At 67.6% G+C, this 15,314-nt stretch carries 15 protein-coding genes; 13 read left to right on the top strand and 2 right to left on the bottom strand.

Annotated features, from left to right (window positions below):
• The first annotated feature begins 6 nt into the window (after positions 1 to 6).
• Genes cobN through cobJ form a run of 5 tightly spaced genes read left to right on the top strand, consistent with a single transcriptional unit; the run spans position 7 to position 6,504 of the window.
• Positions 7 to 3,252 (top strand): cobaltochelatase subunit CobN, encoded by a 3,246-nt coding sequence (gene cobN / locus C8J25_RS06410; protein WP_107953286.1) that lies wholly within the window; start codon positions 7 to 9, stop codon positions 3,250 to 3,252.
• The gene (locus C8J25_RS06415) at positions 3,249 to 4,394 is read left to right on the top strand and encodes a cobalamin biosynthesis protein CobG (RefSeq protein ID WP_107953288.1); all 1,146 of its coding nucleotides are present in this window, start codon (positions 3,249 to 3,251) and stop codon (positions 4,392 to 4,394) included. Before cobN ends, C8J25_RS06415 begins: the two co-directional genes overlap by 4 nt.
• Positions 4,395 to 5,024: a precorrin-8X methylmutase gene (locus tag C8J25_RS06420; RefSeq protein ID WP_107953290.1), complete on the top strand. Its 630-nt coding sequence runs from the start codon at positions 4,395 to 4,397 to the stop codon at positions 5,022 to 5,024. It abuts the gene before it with no gap.
• On the top strand, positions 5,021 to 5,758 hold the full coding sequence (gene cobI / locus C8J25_RS06425) for a precorrin-2 C(20)-methyltransferase (protein ID WP_107953292.1): 738 nt from the start codon (positions 5,021 to 5,023) through the stop codon (positions 5,756 to 5,758). Before C8J25_RS06420 ends, cobI begins: the two co-directional genes overlap by 4 nt.
• Complete coding sequence (gene cobJ / locus C8J25_RS06430; RefSeq protein WP_107953294.1) at positions 5,755 to 6,504, top strand: precorrin-3B C(17)-methyltransferase; 750 nt, start codon at positions 5,755 to 5,757, stop codon at positions 6,502 to 6,504. The genes cobI and cobJ overlap by 4 nt, the downstream gene beginning before the upstream one ends.
• Here cobJ and C8J25_RS06435 read toward each other — a convergent pair.
• Positions 6,480 to 7,229 (bottom strand): cobalt-precorrin-6A reductase, encoded by a 750-nt coding sequence (locus C8J25_RS06435; RefSeq protein WP_107953297.1) that lies wholly within the window; start codon positions 7,227 to 7,229, stop codon positions 6,480 to 6,482. The genes cobJ and C8J25_RS06435 overlap by 25 nt on opposite strands.
• On the opposite strand from C8J25_RS06435, the gene cbiE reads away from it, so the two are divergent.
• The 7 genes from cbiE to C8J25_RS21275 all read left to right on the top strand — a co-directional run bounded on the left by cbiE (position 7,228) and on the right by C8J25_RS21275 (position 12,579).
• Positions 7,228 to 8,427 carry a precorrin-6y C5,15-methyltransferase (decarboxylating) subunit CbiE gene (gene cbiE, locus C8J25_RS06440; RefSeq protein WP_425275453.1) on the top strand — a complete coding sequence of 400 codons (1,200 nt, stop codon included), beginning with the start codon at positions 7,228 to 7,230 and terminating at the stop codon, positions 8,425 to 8,427. The two genes, C8J25_RS06435 and cbiE, sit on opposite strands and share 2 nt — an antisense overlap.
• Positions 8,409 to 8,786 (top strand): cobalamin biosynthesis protein, encoded by a 378-nt coding sequence (locus tag C8J25_RS06445; protein ID WP_244186833.1) that lies wholly within the window; start codon positions 8,409 to 8,411, stop codon positions 8,784 to 8,786. The genes cbiE and C8J25_RS06445 overlap by 19 nt, the downstream gene beginning before the upstream one ends.
• Positions 8,783 to 9,568 (top strand): precorrin-4 C(11)-methyltransferase, encoded by a 786-nt coding sequence (cobM, locus tag C8J25_RS06450; protein WP_107953303.1) that lies wholly within the window; start codon positions 8,783 to 8,785, stop codon positions 9,566 to 9,568. The genes C8J25_RS06445 and cobM overlap by 4 nt, the downstream gene beginning before the upstream one ends.
• Positions 9,565 to 10,872 carry a cobyrinic acid a,c-diamide synthase CobB gene (locus C8J25_RS06455; RefSeq protein WP_107953305.1) on the top strand — a complete coding sequence of 436 codons (1,308 nt, stop codon included), beginning with the start codon at positions 9,565 to 9,567 and terminating at the stop codon, positions 10,870 to 10,872. The genes cobM and C8J25_RS06455 overlap by 4 nt, the downstream gene beginning before the upstream one ends.
• Positions 10,869 to 11,600, top strand: coding sequence for a uroporphyrinogen-III C-methyltransferase (gene cobA / locus C8J25_RS06460; protein ID WP_107953308.1), 732 nt, complete (start codon positions 10,869 to 10,871; stop codon positions 11,598 to 11,600). Before C8J25_RS06455 ends, cobA begins: the two co-directional genes overlap by 4 nt.
• Positions 11,597 to 12,373, top strand: a complete 777-nt coding sequence (cobF, locus tag C8J25_RS06465; protein WP_107953310.1) for a precorrin-6A synthase (deacetylating) — start codon at positions 11,597 to 11,599, stop codon at positions 12,371 to 12,373. The genes cobA and cobF overlap by 4 nt, the downstream gene beginning before the upstream one ends.
• Before the next feature lie 83 nt (positions 12,374 to 12,456).
• Entirely contained in the window at positions 12,457 to 12,579 is a 123-nt protein-coding gene (locus C8J25_RS21275) for a hypothetical protein (protein ID WP_279628732.1), read from the top strand.
• Between the two features lie 61 nt (positions 12,580 to 12,640).
• Here C8J25_RS21275 and C8J25_RS06470 read toward each other — a convergent pair whose 3' ends face one another.
• A complete protein-coding gene (locus C8J25_RS06470; RefSeq protein ID WP_056058830.1) occupies positions 12,641 to 12,910 on the bottom strand; it encodes a DUF1488 family protein in 270 nt (89 codons plus the stop codon).
• 144 nt (positions 12,911 to 13,054) lie between these two features.
• Here C8J25_RS06470 and C8J25_RS06475 point away from each other — a divergent pair, with 144 nt between their 5' ends.
• On the top strand, positions 13,055 to 15,190 hold the full coding sequence (locus C8J25_RS06475) for a M3 family metallopeptidase (RefSeq protein ID WP_107953312.1): 2,136 nt from the start codon (positions 13,055 to 13,057) through the stop codon (positions 15,188 to 15,190).
• Positions 15,191 to 15,314: the final 124 nt, after the last annotated feature.

Below are 15,314 nucleotides of genomic sequence, written 5' to 3' on the forward strand. Positions count from 1 at the left end.
CCCACGATGCACGTCGTCTTCCGCGAGACCCACGGGCTGGAGGAAAGCGCGGTCCCGCAGGACCTCGCCCAATCCCCCGCGGACCTCGTCGTCCTCTCGTTCTCCGACGGCGACCTCGGTGCGTTCGCCGCGGGCTGGAGACGTGCGGACGCCGCCGGAAGTCGGCTGCCGTCGGCGCGCCTCGCCAACCTGACCGCGCTCCAGCACCCGCTTTCGATCGACACCTACGTCGAACAGACGTTGGCGGGTGCGAAGGGCATCCTGATCCGGCTGATCGGCGGGCGTTCGTACTGGAGCTATGGCCTGCAGCAGGTCGAAAACCTCGCGCGGGAGAGGGGCATCGCGCTAGCCGTCCTCGCCGCAGACGGCCGCATCGACACACGCCTCGACGCCGCCTCGACGATCCCGCTCTCGACGCTACGCCGCCTGGCCCATCTCTGCGACACCGGCGGCGCCGTCGCGGCGCAAGCGGCACTGGCGCAGTTCGCGCTCGCGGCCGGCATCTACGCCGGCCCGGTCGCCGGCGTCCGCGCGATCGCAGACGTCGGAGGCTGGCAGCCGCATGACGGCGTGACCTGCCCGGCCGCGTTCGCCCTGAACGCGACACGTCCCCGCATCCTGATCGTCTTCTACCGCTCATACCTGACCGCCGCGGACCTCCACCCGATCGAAGCGCTTCACGCCGAGCTAACCGCGCGAGGCTTCGACGTGATCGGCCTCTTTGCACCCTCGCTCAAAGCCCCCGACGCAGCCCGCTGGCTGAGCCGCTGGGCCAATGCATTAAGGCCTGCCGCGATCGTCAACGCCACCGCCTTCTCCGCACGAGGCGCCACCGAGACCACGCCGCTCGACGGTGCCAACGTTCCGGTCTTCCAGATCGCGCTAGCCACCTCCGACCGCGCCGCCTGGGCCAGCGCCACCCGCGGCCTGTCGCCCGCCGACCTCGCCATGCACGTCGTGCTACCCGAAGTGGACGGCCGCCTCTTCGCCGGCGTCGCCAGCTTCAAGGAATCCGCCGCCCGAGATGGCGACCTCGAATACACCCGCCGCGAACACCGCGCCGACCCAGCCCGCATCACCGCCATCGCCGCGCGGATCGAAGCCTGGACCAGGCTTGCCAGCAAGCCCGTCGCCGACCACCGCCTCGCGATCATCCTCTCGACCTACCCCGGCAAGGCGTACCAGATGGCACACGCCGTCGGTCTCGACGCGCTAGCCTCCACGCAAGCGATCGTCGCCGACCTCACGGACGCGGGCTACGCGATCACCCCCGACCCAACTGACCTCGCTACATCACGCATTCACTGGCCGCTTGCCCAGTACCGCAAAGCCCTCGCGCATCTCCCCGAATCCCTACGCAAGGACCTTCAGGAAACCTGGGGCGAACCCACCGAAGACTTCGCCTTCACAGCGATCGACCGGGGCGGGGCGCTCGTCGCGCTCCAACCCGAACGCGGCCGCACCAAGCAACGCGCGGAGGAGTATCACGACCTCTCCCGCTGCCCCTGCCACGCCTATGTCGCCTTCTACCTCTGGCTCCGCGCGCGCGGCACCGACGCGCTGGTCCATGTCGGCGCGCACGGCACGCTCGAATGGCTGCCCGGCAAGTCGGTCGCACTGTCGGACGATTGCTGGCCGGCAGCGCTCACCGGCGCGATGCCCGTCATCTACCCGTTCATCGTCAACGATCCCGGCGAAGCGGCCCAAGCCAAACGTCGCATCGGCGCGGTCACGCTCGGCCACGTCCCCCCGCCGCTCGAACGCACCCGCACCGGCGCAGGTCTCGGTCGCCTAGAAGCCCTGCTCGACGAATTCTCCAACGCCGACGGCCTCGACCCAGCCCGTCGAGACCGCCTGCAACGCGACATCCGCGACGAAGCCACCGCCACCGGCCTCGCCGCCACGCTGGGCCTCGACGATGCGCAATCCCCAGCCGACGCGATCACCCGCATCGACACCTTCGTCTGCGACGTGAAGGAGAGCCAATATGGCGACGGCCTCCACATCTACGGCCGCGGTGAGCAAGGCGAAGCCGAACGCGCCGGTCTCCTGTCCGCGCTCCAAGGCAAGCGCGTTGCATCAGGCCCCTCCGGCTCCCCGTGGCGAGGCCGCGCCGACGTCCTCCCGACCGGCCGCAACCTCTATACAACCGATCCCCGCGCGGTCCCGTCGCGCGCCGCGCATACCCAGGGCGTCAAACTTGCCGATGAACTCGTCCGCCGTCACCTCCAGGACCACGGCGACTACCCCCGCAACCTCGTCGTCGACCTCTGGGCCTCGGCGACGATGCGAACGGCCGGCGAAGAGTTCGCGATGGCACTCCACCTGCTCGGCGCGGAACCGGTATGGGACATGCAATCCGACCGCGTGACGGGCGTCGAGATCCTCCCGCTCGCCAACTTCGATCGCCCCCGCATCGACGTCACCCTGCGCGTATCCGGCCTGTTCCGTGACGCGTTCCCGACGCTCTGCACGATGTTCGGCCAGACTGTTCGAGCCCTAGGCGCGCGCGACGAGCCGGCCGACTGGAACCCGTTCGTTGGCAAGCCAGCCACCGCGCGCGTCTACGGCCCCGAACCCGGCCGTTACGGCCTGAGCATGGGCGACGCGGCCGAGACCTACACAGGCGAAGCGCGCCTGACGGCCGGCCAAGCGTGGCTGTCCGCGTCCAGCCATGCGCTCGACGCCGCTGGGGAAGGGGGCCAGGACACGTTCGACCCTGCCGGCATCCGCGACCGCATCGCCGCCGCCAATGCCTTCGTCCACGTCCAGGACCTGCCCGAAACCGACCTCCTGCTCGCCGCGGATTACGCCGCACACGAAGCCGGCTTCGCCGCCGCGCAGTCGGTCGCGGGGGGCAGCGCCACGCTCTACCATCTCGACGCACGCGATCCGAACCACGCCAAGGCCCGCCCCCTCAACGAGGAGATCGCCCGCGTCGTCCACGCCCGCGCAGCACATCCGGCCTGGGTCGACGGCATGATGCGCCACGGCTTCCGCGGTGGCGCGGAGATCGCCGCAACGCTCGATCACCTCGGCGCCTTCGCGCACCTCGCCAGCGCAGTCCGTCCCGAACTGATCGACCTCTATTACGACGCGACGCTGGGCCGCGACGACGTCCACGCCTTCCTTGCAGAAGCCAATCCCGGCGCGCTCGCGGCTATGCAGGCGCGTTTCGCCGCGCTCCACGCCGCCGACCTCTGGCCGACCCGTCGCAACTCGATCCTCGCAGCGCTGGACCTGCCGGCATGAGCGCATTTGTCGTGAAAGGCTGGTGCCCTGATGCATGGCGCCCGATGCTGGCCGGCGACGGTCTGCTGGTCCGCGTCCGCCCACCGCTCGGTCGCCTGATACGGGAGCAAACGCTCGGCCTGTGCGAGGCGGCGACGGCGCACGGTAACGGCCTGATCGACTGGACCCGCCGCGCGAACCTCCAGATCCGCGGCGTCCGCGAGGAAAGCTGGCGTACATTGATCGACACGCTGCTCGACCTCGACCTGATCGATCCCGATCCGATCCGGGAAGCGCGCGCGAACATCCTCGTCGCGCCGGAATGGCAGACAGGCGACGACACCCACCGCATCGCCGAGCTTTTACGCGCAGGTCTCGCGGACTTGCCCGAACTCCCCGGCAAAATAGGCTTTGCGATCGACGCGGGTGAGACGCCGGTGTTACAGGACGCCCCCGCCGACTTCCGCATCGAGCGCGCTGCATCGGGAACGCTTATCATGCGCGCCGACGGCCGGACCCTTGGCACGCCAGTATTGCCCGGCACCGAAGTCGACCGGTTGATCGCACTCGCGCACTGGTTCGTCGACAGCGGCGGCACCGCCAGTGGCCGCATGGTACGCCACGGCGCGCCTCTCCCGAATTGGGCAGCCGCGACAACCCCTCCTGCCGCAAGCGCGCCACCACTTGGCGTCGGACAACATTCCCTAGGACTCGCGCTAGGCCTCCCATTCGGTCGGATCACAGCGCGCGCGCTGGCACACTACGTCGATACCGAGCGAGCAATTCAAGCGATCCGCATTACCCCTTGGCATATCGCGATCTGCGAAGCCGACGCGGTGCTTCTCATTGAGCCCGACCCGGTCGACTTCATCACCGATCCCGCCTCGCCAACGCTTCACGCGGACGCCTGCGTCGGCGCGCCAGCCTGTCCGCAGAGTACCGTCGAAACGCGCGCGCTCGCCCGACGCCTAGCGCCGCACATCGCCGGACGCCTCCACGTCTCCGGCTGTGCCAAGGGGTGCGCCCGCGCCGCCCCCGCCGACGTCACGCTCACCGGCCGCGAAGGCCGCTACGACCTCGCGTTCAACGCGCGTGCCGGCGCGCCACCCTCCCGCGCAAGCCTCGACGTCGCGCAGATCCTCGCCCAGTTCGGAGCCGCCTGAATGCCGTACGCCTATGAAACCGACGGCGCGGCGATCTACCGCCAGTCCTTCGCGATGATCCGCGCCGAGGCGGACCTCGCCCGGTTCTCGCCCGAGGAAGAGCCAGTAGCGGTCCGCATGATCCACGCCGCCGGGCTGGTCGGCCTCGCCCAACACCTCCGCTTCTCGCCCAATTTCGCCATCGAAGCCCGCCGCGCATTGCAAGCCGGCGCCCCGATCCTCTGCGACGCCCGCATGGTGACCGAAGGCATCACGCGGGCACGCCTGCCCGCCGACAACCGCATCGTCTGCACGCTCCACGCCCCCGAAACGACCGAGCTCGCGCGGACGATGGGCAACACCCGATCCGCCGCCGCACTCGAACTCTGGCGCCCGCATCTCGCCGGCGCCGTCGTCGCGATCGGCAACGCGCCGACCGCGTTGTTCCACCTGCTCAACATGCTCGAAGACCCCGATTGCCCGCGTCCCGCGGCGATCATCGGCTGCCCGGTCGGCTTCGTCGGCGCGGTCGAATCCAAGGCGGCGCTGTGGACCGACCAGCCCGTGCCTTGCGTCGTCGTGGAAGGCCGGATGGGCGGCAGCGCGATCACCGTCGCCGCGATCAACGCGCTTGCGAGCGGCACGGAATGACACCCGTAAGAACTGGGGGCACGATCCACGGCGTAGGCTTGGGCCCCGGCGCGCAGGACCTGATGAGCGTCCGTTCGGACCGCCTCGTCCGCGGTGCGCGCCACATCGCCTATTTCCGCAAGGCCGGTCGCCCCGGCCAGGCGCGAAAGATCGTCGACGGCATGCTCCGCGACGACGTGATCGAATTCCCGATGGAATACCCCGTCACCACCGAGATCCCTGTCTCGGATCCCCGCTACAACGACTGCCTGTCCGCCTTCTACGCCACCTGCATCGACCGCCTCGCAACGCTTGCAAACGCAGGCGAGGACGTCGTGGTCCTCTGCGAAGGCGACCCGTTCTTCTACGGTTCGTTCATGCACCTCTACACCCGCCTCCAGACGATCGCGCCGGTGAAAGTCGTTCCCGGCATCACGGGCATGTCCGGCGCATGGACGGCCAGCGGCGCGCCGATCACCTGGGGCGACGACGTCCTGACGGTCCTGATGGGCACGCTGCCCGAAGACGATCTTGTCCGCCGCATCCGCGACACCGACGCGCTGGTGGTCATGAAGATCGGCCGCCACCTCGCCAAGCTCCGCCGTGCCGTCGCCGCTGCGGGGCGCGAGGCCGAGGCATGGCTAGTGGAATACGCAGCGATGGCCGACCAGCGCGTGACGCGGCTGTGCGATGCGGAGGCGATCACGCCGTATTTCTCGATCCTGCTGATCCACGGGCGGGGGCGGCGGCCATGACTGGCTGGCTCGCCATCGCCGGCCTCGGCCCCGGCGACGAAGCGCTCGTGACGCCCGAAGTCACCGTGACGCTCGCCGAAGCGACCGACGTCATCGGCTACATTCCCTATGTCGCACGCGTCGCCCCCCGCGAAGGCCTGACGCTCCATCCCACCGACAACCGCGTCGAACTCGATCGCGCCACGCACGCGCTCCAACTCACGGCCCGAGGCCACCGCGTCGTGGTCGTCTCGTCGGGCGACCCCGGCGTGTTCGCAATGGCGGCGGCGGTGTTCGAAGCCCTCGAAACCGGTCCGCCAGACTGGCGCGACATCGATATCCGCGTGCTTCCCGGCATCACCGCGATGCTCGCCGCAAGCGCGCGGGCGGGCGCACCGCTCGGGCACGACTTCTGCGCGATCAATCTCTCGGATAACCTAAAACCGTGGGGCGTGATCGAACGCCGCGTGCGCCTCGCCGCCGAAGCCGACTTCGCGATAGCCTTCTACAATCCGCGATCGAAGGCGCGCCCCGACGGCCTGATCCGCATCTTCGAACTCCTCCGCGAAACCTGCGCCGACGACCGCCCCGTCCTGTTCGCCCGCGCGGTCTCCACGCCCGAGGAAACGCTCCGCATCGTGCCCCTGACCGAAGCTCGCGCGGACATGGCGGACATGCGGACGATGATCATCATCGGCTCCAGCCTTACGCGCGTTATCGATCGCCCGGCGGGACCGATCCTCTACACCCCCCGGTCGGCGTCATGATCGAGCCAGCGCATCACATCCGCCACCGCATGCACCTCGCGTCGAGCGGGCAGGGCAGGCCGATCGATCATGATTACCGGGAGCCCAAGCGCGCGCGCCGCATGCAGTTTGGCCGACGCCCCCGTGCCGCCAGCGTTCTTGCAGACCACGACTTCGATGCCATACGCCTCCATCAACCGCCGATCGCTCTCGACATCGAACGGTCCGCGATCGACCACGAGATGATGACGCGGCAACCCCAGCGGCTGGTCGGGCACATCGACGAACCGCAGCAGATAGTCGTGCTGCGGCTGCTCCGCGAACGCGTCGACGTGCATCCGCCCCAGCGCCAGCATCACGCGCCGTTGCGGCCCGTTCAGCGTCGCAACCGCAGCGTCGATATCGGCCACGCGCGTCCACCGATCGCCAGCAACCGGCAACCAAGCCGGCCGCGACAGTGCAATATGCGCGACACCGGCGCGCTCCGCCGCGACGACTGCGTTCGCGCTCATCCGGGCCGCGAACGGGTGTGTCGCGTCGATCAGATGCGTCACGCGATGTTCGCTCAGATAGCGGACAAGCCCCTCGACGCCGCCAAAACCGCCGATGCGCACCGGGATCGGTTGCGCTTTCGGTTCGGCGACGCGTCCGGCATAGCTCAGCACCGCATCGTTGCCCCGCGCAGCCAGCGCCGCGGCAAGCGCGCTGGCCTCGGTCGTGCCGCCCAGCACCAGGATGTTCGACATGGCTGACACTCCCTGGCTGACGATCATCGGTATAGGCGAAGACGGTTTGAATGGCCTGTCCGCGTCGGCGAAGGCCGCATTGGCGCAAGCCGAGCTCGTGACCGGCGCCACCCGCCACCTAGCGTTGCTCCCGGACCTTAAGAGCGCGGTCGAACCCTGGCCAGTCCCGTTCGGCGATGGTGTCACTCGGCTGCTCGCGCACCGTGGCAAGCGCGTCACGATGCTCGTCTCCGGCGATCCGTTCTGGTTCGGCGCCGGTACGTCGATCACACGCCACCTCGATCCCGGCGAATGGGTAGCGCACCCCGCGCCCTCGACATTCGGTCTCGCCGCCTCGCGCCTTGGCTGGCCTATCGAGGAGACCAGTTGCCTGGGTCTCCACGCTGCACCTTTTGCCCGCCTCCGCCAGCACATCGTGCCGGATCGTCGCGCGATCGTGCTGGTCCGTGACGGCGCAGCGGTTGCCGGATTGGCAGGGTATCTCTCCGACCTCGGCTTCGGAAAATCGCGCCTGCACATCCTCGAAGCACTCGGCGGCCCCCGTGAGCGTGTTCGCGACATTGCAGCAGCCGACCTCGGGGATGAAGACATCGTACATCCCGTTGCGGTCGGGATCGTCTTCGCGGGGCAGGGCAAGGTTGTGCCTCGCACATCCGGCCTGCCGGACACATGGTTCGATCATGACGGCCAGCTTACCAAACGCCCGGTTCGCGCGCTGACGCTGTCCGCGCTCGCACCGAAGCCCGGCGAGACGCTGTGGGACATTGGCGCGGGGTCTGGCTCGATCGGCATCGAATGGTTGCTCGCTCATCCATCGACGCATGCCACCGCCTTCGAAGCCGACCCCATCCGCGCCAGCCGAGCCGAGAGCAACGCCGCAGCCTTGGGCGTTGATCGACTTCGTGTGATCCGGGGCCGTGCACCGGAGGCACTCGAAGGTCACGCCGCTCCAGATGCGGTCTTCGTCGGCGGTGGGATCTCCGAAGCCGTGCTCGAAACATTATGGGCGAGGCTGCCAGCTGGCGCACGCCTGGTCGCCAACGCAGTGACGCTTGAATCCGAGGCGTTATTGGCGCGGTGGCACGGACTGAAGGGCGGCACGCTGCTGCGCCTCGATCTGTCGGAAGCCTCCCCGCTCGGCACACGACGCGGCTGGCGCGCGAGCTATCCGGTCGTCCAATGGAGCGTCACGCTGTGATCGTCGCTGGCTTCGGGTTCCGCGCGGAGGCTACGTTGGCATCGCTTCAAGATGCGCTCGCCAGCGCGCGGCAGGGCCAGCCGCAGATCACGCGGCTTGCCACCCCCCGCGACAAGGCTCCGCTGGTCGAACGGCTTGCCGAAGCGCTGGATCTGCTCCTGATCGCTATCGACCCAGATGCGCTACGCGCTGCACAAACGGCCACGAAGTCGGCTTTTAGCCTGAAGATACGCCAGACTGGCAGCGTCGCCGAAGCTTGCGCACTCGCTGCGGCAGGACCCGGCGCGCGGTTGCTGACACCGCGCCACATTTCCCAGGATCGCATGGCGATGTGCGCCATCGCAGAAGGAGCCGCATGACCGTCCACTTCATCGGCGCAGGCCCAGGCGCGCCCGACCTCCTTACGCTCCGCGGGCGCGACCGGATCGCCGGATCGCCCGTATGTCTCTATGCGGGCTCGCTGATTCCTGCGGCGATGCTCGATCATTGTCCGCCCGGCGCCCGCATCGTCAATACCGCGCCCTTGTCGCTCGACGAGATCATCGCCGAGATCCAGACCGCGCACGACGCAGGCCAGGACGTCGCCCGGCTCCACTCCGGCGACCTGTCGATCTGGTCGGCGATGGGCGAGCAACTCCGCCGCCTCCGCGCGCTCAACATCACGTTCACGATCACCCCCGGCGTACCAGCCTTCGCCGCCGCCGCCGCCGCGCTGGAGGTCGAACTGACGCTGCCCGAACTTGCGCAGTCGGTAGTGCTGACTCGAACGCCCGGGCGCGCTAGCACGATGCCGCCGGCCGAGACCTTGGCAGCCTTCGCCGCAACCGGTGCGACGCTCGCGATCCATCTCTCGGTCCACAACCTCGCACAGGTGATCGCGGACCTAACGCCGTCCTACGGCTCGGAATGCCCCGTCGCGATCGTCTGGCGCGCGAGTTGGCCCGACCAGCAGATCGCACGCGCCACGCTCGCGACGATCGCCGACGCCGTGGCGGGCAAACCCGACCGCACCGCCCTGATCCTCGTCGGCCAAGCCCTCGCCGCGCAGGATTTCGCCGAAAGCAGCCTCTACGCGCAAGGCTATGACCGCCGCTTCCGCTCCCAATCGGCGGACTCGAAGTTCGCAGGGCGCGAGGCATGACCCCCGGCCTGCTGATCGCCGCGCCCGCGTCGGGCACCGGCAAGACCACCGTCATGCTCGGCCTCCTCCGTGCGCTCCGCGACGACGGCCTCGCGGTCCAGCCGTTCAAGAGCGGCCCCGACTATATAGACCCCGCCTTCCACCGCGCCGCCAGCGGCCGCGCTTCCTTCAACCTCGACAGCTGGTCGATGCCCTCGACGATGCTCGACACCCTCGCCACCAAGGCCGACGACGCGGACTTCGCGCTGGCGGAGGGCTCGATGGGCCTGTTCGATGGCGTCGCGAAGCCGGGCGCGACCGGCAACGGTGCCAGCGCCGACATTGCCCGCCGGATGGGCTGGCCTGTCGTCCTCGTGATCGACGTCTCGGGTCAGGCACAGTCTGCCGCCGCCACCGCACTCGGCTTCAGCCGCTACGACCCTAGCGTGCACATCGCCGGCGTTATCTTGAACCGTGTCGCCAGCCCCCGCCACGAACGCCTCGCGCGCAACGGCATGGACGCGGTCGGCATTCGCGTGTTCGGTGCGCTCCTGCGGCGCGGCGACTTGAAGCTGCCCGAACGCCATCTCGGGCTGGTGCAGGCAGTCGAACATCCCGATCTCGACGCGCGGATCGCCGAATATGCGAGCTTTCTCCGCGCGCATGTCGACATTCCCGCGCTCCGCGGCGCCGCGACCGCCAGCACTGGGCCGACAAGCGTGCCAAGCTGGATACGCCCCCCGGCTCAGCGCATCGCCCTCGCTCATGACGCAGCCTTCTCGTTCACCTACGCGCACGTCCTCGAAGGCTGGCGGCGCGCCGGGGCCGAAATCCTGCCCTTCTCCCCGCTCGCCGACGAGTCCCCCGCCGCGGATGCCGATCTGGTCTGGCTCCCCGGCGGCTATCCCGAACTCCACGCGGGCAAGCTCGCCGACGCACGCCGGTTCCACGCAAGCCTGACCGAGTTCGCCAAGACCCGCCCGGTTCACGGCGAGTGCGGCGGCTACATGGCGCTGGGCGAGGCTCTGATCGACGCGGACGGCATTCGCCACCGGATGGCAGGCCTGCTCGGTCTCGTCACCAGCTACGCCCAGCGGAAGATGCACCTCGGCTATCGTCGCGCGACGTTGCTCTCGCCGATGGGAGGCGTCGCGGCCGGCGCAGCGCTCACTGGCCACGAATTCCACTACTCCACGATTCTCGATCAGCCCGACGCTCCGCTCGCGCACGTCACCGACGCCGAGGGCAACGCCGTCCCCGAAACCGGCTCGTATCGCGGCAACGTCTCGGGTAGTTTCTTCCACATGATCGCCGCCACTCCATGACCGGCTTCGTCTCGTTCGTTGGCTCCGGGCCCGGTGACCCCGAATTGATGACGCTGAAGGCGGTGTCGCGATTGCAGGCGGCCGACGCAGTGCTGTTCGACGATTTGTCGTCGGCGGTGCTAGGTCACGCTCGCCCCGGCGCCGATCTCGTCGCGGTCGGCAAGCGCGCCGGTCGCCCCTCGCCAACTCAGGCGCATGTCTCGCAATTGTTGGTCGAATACGCCCAGACCGGCATCCGCGTCGTCCGCCTCAAGTCCGGCGACGCAGGCATGTTCGGCCGCCTCGAGGAGGAGATCGTCGCGCTCAGGGCAGCAGGCATAGCCTTCGAGATCATCCCCGGCATCAGCGCGGCGAGCGCCGCCGCCGCTGCCGCGCAGATCCCGCTCACGCGCCGGCTCAACGCGCGTCGCGTCCAGTTCGTTACCGGCCACGACGTCACCGGCGACCTGCCCGAACAGCGCAACATGGCCGCACTCGCCGATCCCGAAGCGACCACCGTCGTGTTCATGCCCAAGCGCACCTTCCCCGCGCTCGCGAAGTCACTGATCGAGCACGGGCTTTCCCCAAACACCCCTGCGCTGATCGCCGAGAATGTCGGCCACCCCGACCAGTCCCTGACCCGCTCGACGATCGCAGACCTCGCCGCGCATTTAGAGGCGGGCTTCTCCGGCAAACCCGCGCTGATCCTTTACGGGCCGCTGATGGACCCAGAAACCGACAGCAAATGATCGACCTCCACCTGATCGGCATCGGCACCGGCAACCCCGATCACCTCACGCGTGCTGCGATCGCGGCGATGAACGCCGCCGACCTCATCCTCCTGCCACGCAAGGGCGACGCGAAGTCGGACCTGATCGACCTGCGCCGCACCATCTGCGCAGACGTGCTGACCGGCGCCACCCGCGTCGTCGAATTCGACCTGCCAGAGCGCGACGCGGCTGCGCCGTACCTAAGCGCGGTCGAGCAATGGCATGATGCGATCGCGGTCGCCTGGCGGGACGAAATCGCGCGCCATTTGCCGAACGGCGGCGGCTTGGCGTTGCTCGTTTGGGGTGATCCATCGCTGTACGACAGCACGCTCAGGATCGCCGATCGGCTACGCGCGGACGGTCTGGCGATGACCGTGACGGTCGAACCCGGCATCACCAGTCTGCAGGCGCTGACGGCCGCTCATGCCCTACCGTTGAATACGGTCGGTGCACCTGTGCTCATCACGACGGGGCGGCGGTTGAGGGCAGGGGGGTGGCCCACGGGCGTCGATACGATCGCGGTCATGCTCGACGGCGATTGCGCGTTCCAGACACTCGATCCGCGCGGCATCGGTATCTGGTGGGGTGCCTATCTCGGCATGGAGCAGCAGACGTTGATCGCCGGTCCCTTGGACGACGTGGCCGGTGAGATAGTCCAGGCTCGAGCCAGTCTTCGCATGCGCCATGGCTGGATCATGGACATCTATCTTTTGCGTCGTCCCGGCTTGGTCGATCGGCTGGGGTTACCCTGAACCTCCGATTGCTAGCGCGTTCAGGGAGTATCCGGGGTGTGCGGCGTAAGCGCCCCGCAGCGAAACCAGTCCGGAGTCCGACCATGGAAAAGATCATCATCATCGCCGTCGCGGCGATATGGGGTGCATCGATGCTGTTCGGCGTGACGCTGCTTGTCGGCAGTCGCTACTCGACCTGTATCCGCCGGTTCGTGACGGGAGACTGAGTACGCTTGAAAGAAGCGATCGGCGCGTTCGAGACGGCGCCGATCGCCGCTAAAGTGCTGATTATTCGAGGTCGTCTTCGTCGACGATGATCGTCGATGCATTCGGCTTGCGCTCGATGGCCGCGAGGCACGCGTCGACGATGTCGTCGTTGAAGCGGTTGAACAACTCGATGCCGTCGTCCTCGGGTTCGTCGCCGCTCAGTTCCTTCAAAACCGCGTACTTGACCGCGAACTCATATTCGTCGCCGTCGAACTCGCCGGAAAATTCGATCTGCTTCTGGATGTCGTTGTCGACGACGCTCGCCTGATCGATTTCGAGGGTATTTGCCATGTCGGAACTCCTGGGGTTTGACCGCCTACTGCCTGCGAGCGGGCGGCAGTGCAAGCGCTCAACCGGGTGGTTTGCTAACCGATTGTAACAAGGGCTTAGGCAGGGCAAGGATAGGGGCATCACTCCTGCCATTGTGAGTCGTCAATGTCGCGTTCCAGCCTGCTTCGTTCCGCCGCCATCCTGTGCTGCATCGCCAGCGCCGCCGCTGCGCAAACCTCCGTCAAACCGTCGCGCGTCAATCCGCTGACCGTCCCCAGCACGCTGCCGTTCCAGGCGCCGCGCTTCGACCAGATCAAGGACACCGATTACCAGCCCGCGCTCGAACAGGGCATGGCGGAACAGATCGCCGAGATGAAGGCGATCGCGAACAATCCCGCGGCACCGACCTTCGCGAACACGATCGAGGCGATGGAGCGCTCAGGCCGCACGCTCGACCGCGCGAGCCAGGCGTTTTTCGGCGTGTCGCAGGCGAACACCAACGATGCGCTCGACGCGGTACGGTCTGCCGAGGCGCCCAAGCTCGCGCAGCATAGCGATGCGATCTATCTCGATCCGAAGCTCTTCGCGCGCGTCCAGGCGCTCTACGCAAAGAAGGACTCGCTAGGTCTCGATGCCGAGCAGAAGCAGGTCCTCGAGATCTATCACAGTGACTTCCTCCACGCCGGCGCGCAGCTGAACGACGCCGACAAGGTCAAGCTGCGCCTGCTCAACACGCAGATCTCGACCGCGACGACCGATTTCCAGCAGAAGCTGCTCGCCGGCACCAAGGCTGGCGCGCTGGTAGTCGACGACAAGGCCAAGCTCGCGGGCCTCAGCGACGCTGAGATCGCAGCCGCTGCCGAGGGCGCGAAGGAGCGCGGCATGCCCGGCAAGTACGTGTTGTCGCTCCAGAACACGACGCAGCAACCGGCGCTCGCCTCGCTCTCCGATCGCGCGACCCGCGCGGCGCTGTTCGAGAAGAGCTGGAACCGGTCGCAGCGTGGCGACGCCAACGATACGCGCGCGCTGATCCGGACGATCGCGCAGTTGCGCGCGCAGAAGGCGCAGCTGCTCGGTTATCCGAACTACGCCGCCTATTCGTTGTACGACCAGATGGCGAAGACCCCGGCGGCGGCGAAGGGCTTCATGACGCAGCTCGTCCCCGCGACCGCAGGCGAGCAGCGTCGCGAGGCGGCCGAGTTGCAGAAGACCATAAACGCGACCGGCGCCGCGTTCCCGCTCGCACCGTCCGACTGGGATTTCTATTCGGACAAGGTGCGCAAGGCCAAGTACGACCTCGACCAGAACGAGCTGAAGCCGTATTTCGAGATCAGCCGCGTACTGACCGACGGCGTGTTCTTCGCCGCGAACCAGCTCTACGGCGTCACCTTCAAGGAACGCCGCGATATCCCGACCTACCAGCCGGACATCCGCGTCTTCACGGTGTTCGACAAGGACGGCTCCGAGCTGGGCCTGATGTATTTCGATTACTGGAAGCGTGACAACAAGGCGGGCGGCGCCTGGATGTCGAACTTCGTCGGCCAGTCGAAGCTGCTCAAGACCAAGCCGGTCGTGTATAACGTCGGCAACTTCACCAAGCCCGCGCCGGGCCAGCCCGCGCTGATCACGTTCGACGACGTCACGACGATGTTCCACGAATTCGGCCATGCGCTGCACGGTCTGTTCGCGAACCAGACCTATCCGCTGGTGTCGGGCACCAACACCGCGCGTGACTGGGTCGAGTTCCCGTCGCAGTTCAACGAGCATTGGGCGCTCGATCCCAAGATTTTCGCGAACTATGCCAAGGATTACCGCACCGGTGCGGTGATGCCGCAGGCGCTCGTCACCAAGATCAAGAACGCGGCGAAGTTCAACCAGGGGTATGAGCTTGGCGAGCTGGTGGCGGCGGCGACGCTCGACCAGGACTGGCATTCGCTGCCGGCGTCGGCAGGACCGCAGGACGTCGACGCGTTCGAAACAAAGGCGCTGAACTCGATGGGGCTGGACACGAAGGACGTGCCGCCGCGGTACCGCACCAGCTATTTCGCGCACATCTGGGCGGGCGGTTATGCGGCCGGCTACTACGCGTATCTGTGGACGCAGATGCTGGATAACGACGCGTATGCGTGGTTCATGGCGCATGGTGGGCTGACGCGCGCGAACGGCCAGCGCTTCCGCGACATGATCCTGTCGAAGGGCCATACCGAGGACTATGGTCCGATGTTCAAGGCGTTCTACGGCAAGAACCCGGATATCGGCCCGATGCTCGAAGACCGCGGCCTGACGGCGACCGCGAAGTGATGCGGCGGCCGTGCAGCGGCCTTTTGGACCGCTGCACCGCACCATATTAAATCTGTAGCGTAACGGTCATCCGACTGTCTCGTCGTGCCAATAGGCGCAGCCCCGGGAGTGACGATCGATCGAT

It is taken from the genome of Sphingomonas faeni (assembly GCF_003053745.1).
GTDB lineage: Bacteria > Pseudomonadota > Alphaproteobacteria > Sphingomonadales > Sphingomonadaceae > Sphingomonas > Sphingomonas faeni.

Bases quoted from the DNA above. Each gene is read 5' to 3' on its own strand.
- cobN (WP_107953286.1), top strand. From the start codon at position 7: ATGCACGTCGTCTTCCGCGAGACCCACGGGCTGGAGGAAAGCGCGGTC.
- C8J25_RS06415 (WP_107953288.1), top strand. From the start codon at position 3,249: ATGAGCGCATTTGTCGTGAAAGGCTGGTGCCCTGATGCATGGCGCCCG.
- C8J25_RS06420 (WP_107953290.1), top strand. From the start codon at position 4,395: ATGCCGTACGCCTATGAAACCGACGGCGCGGCGATCTACCGCCAGTCC.
- cobI (WP_107953292.1), top strand. From the start codon at position 5,021: ATGACACCCGTAAGAACTGGGGGCACGATCCACGGCGTAGGCTTGGGC.
- cobJ (WP_107953294.1), top strand. From the start codon at position 5,755: ATGACTGGCTGGCTCGCCATCGCCGGCCTCGGCCCCGGCGACGAAGCG.
- cbiE (WP_425275453.1), top strand. From the start codon at position 7,228: ATGGCTGACACTCCCTGGCTGACGATCATCGGTATAGGCGAAGACGGT.
- C8J25_RS06435 (WP_107953297.1), bottom strand. From the start codon at position 7,229: ATGTCGAACATCCTGGTGCTGGGCGGCACGACCGAGGCCAGCGCGCTT.
- C8J25_RS06445 (WP_244186833.1), top strand. From the start codon at position 8,409: ATGGAGCGTCACGCTGTGATCGTCGCTGGCTTCGGGTTCCGCGCGGAG.
- cobM (WP_107953303.1), top strand. From the start codon at position 8,783: ATGACCGTCCACTTCATCGGCGCAGGCCCAGGCGCGCCCGACCTCCTT.
- C8J25_RS06455 (WP_107953305.1), top strand. From the start codon at position 9,565: ATGACCCCCGGCCTGCTGATCGCCGCGCCCGCGTCGGGCACCGGCAAG.
- cobA (WP_107953308.1), top strand. From the start codon at position 10,869: ATGACCGGCTTCGTCTCGTTCGTTGGCTCCGGGCCCGGTGACCCCGAA.
- cobF (WP_107953310.1), top strand. From the start codon at position 11,597: ATGATCGACCTCCACCTGATCGGCATCGGCACCGGCAACCCCGATCAC.
- C8J25_RS21275 (WP_279628732.1), top strand. From the start codon at position 12,457: ATGGAAAAGATCATCATCATCGCCGTCGCGGCGATATGGGGTGCATCG.
- C8J25_RS06470 (WP_056058830.1), bottom strand. From the start codon at position 12,910: ATGGCAAATACCCTCGAAATCGATCAGGCGAGCGTCGTCGACAACGAC.
- C8J25_RS06475 (WP_107953312.1), top strand. From the start codon at position 13,055: ATGTCGCGTTCCAGCCTGCTTCGTTCCGCCGCCATCCTGTGCTGCATC.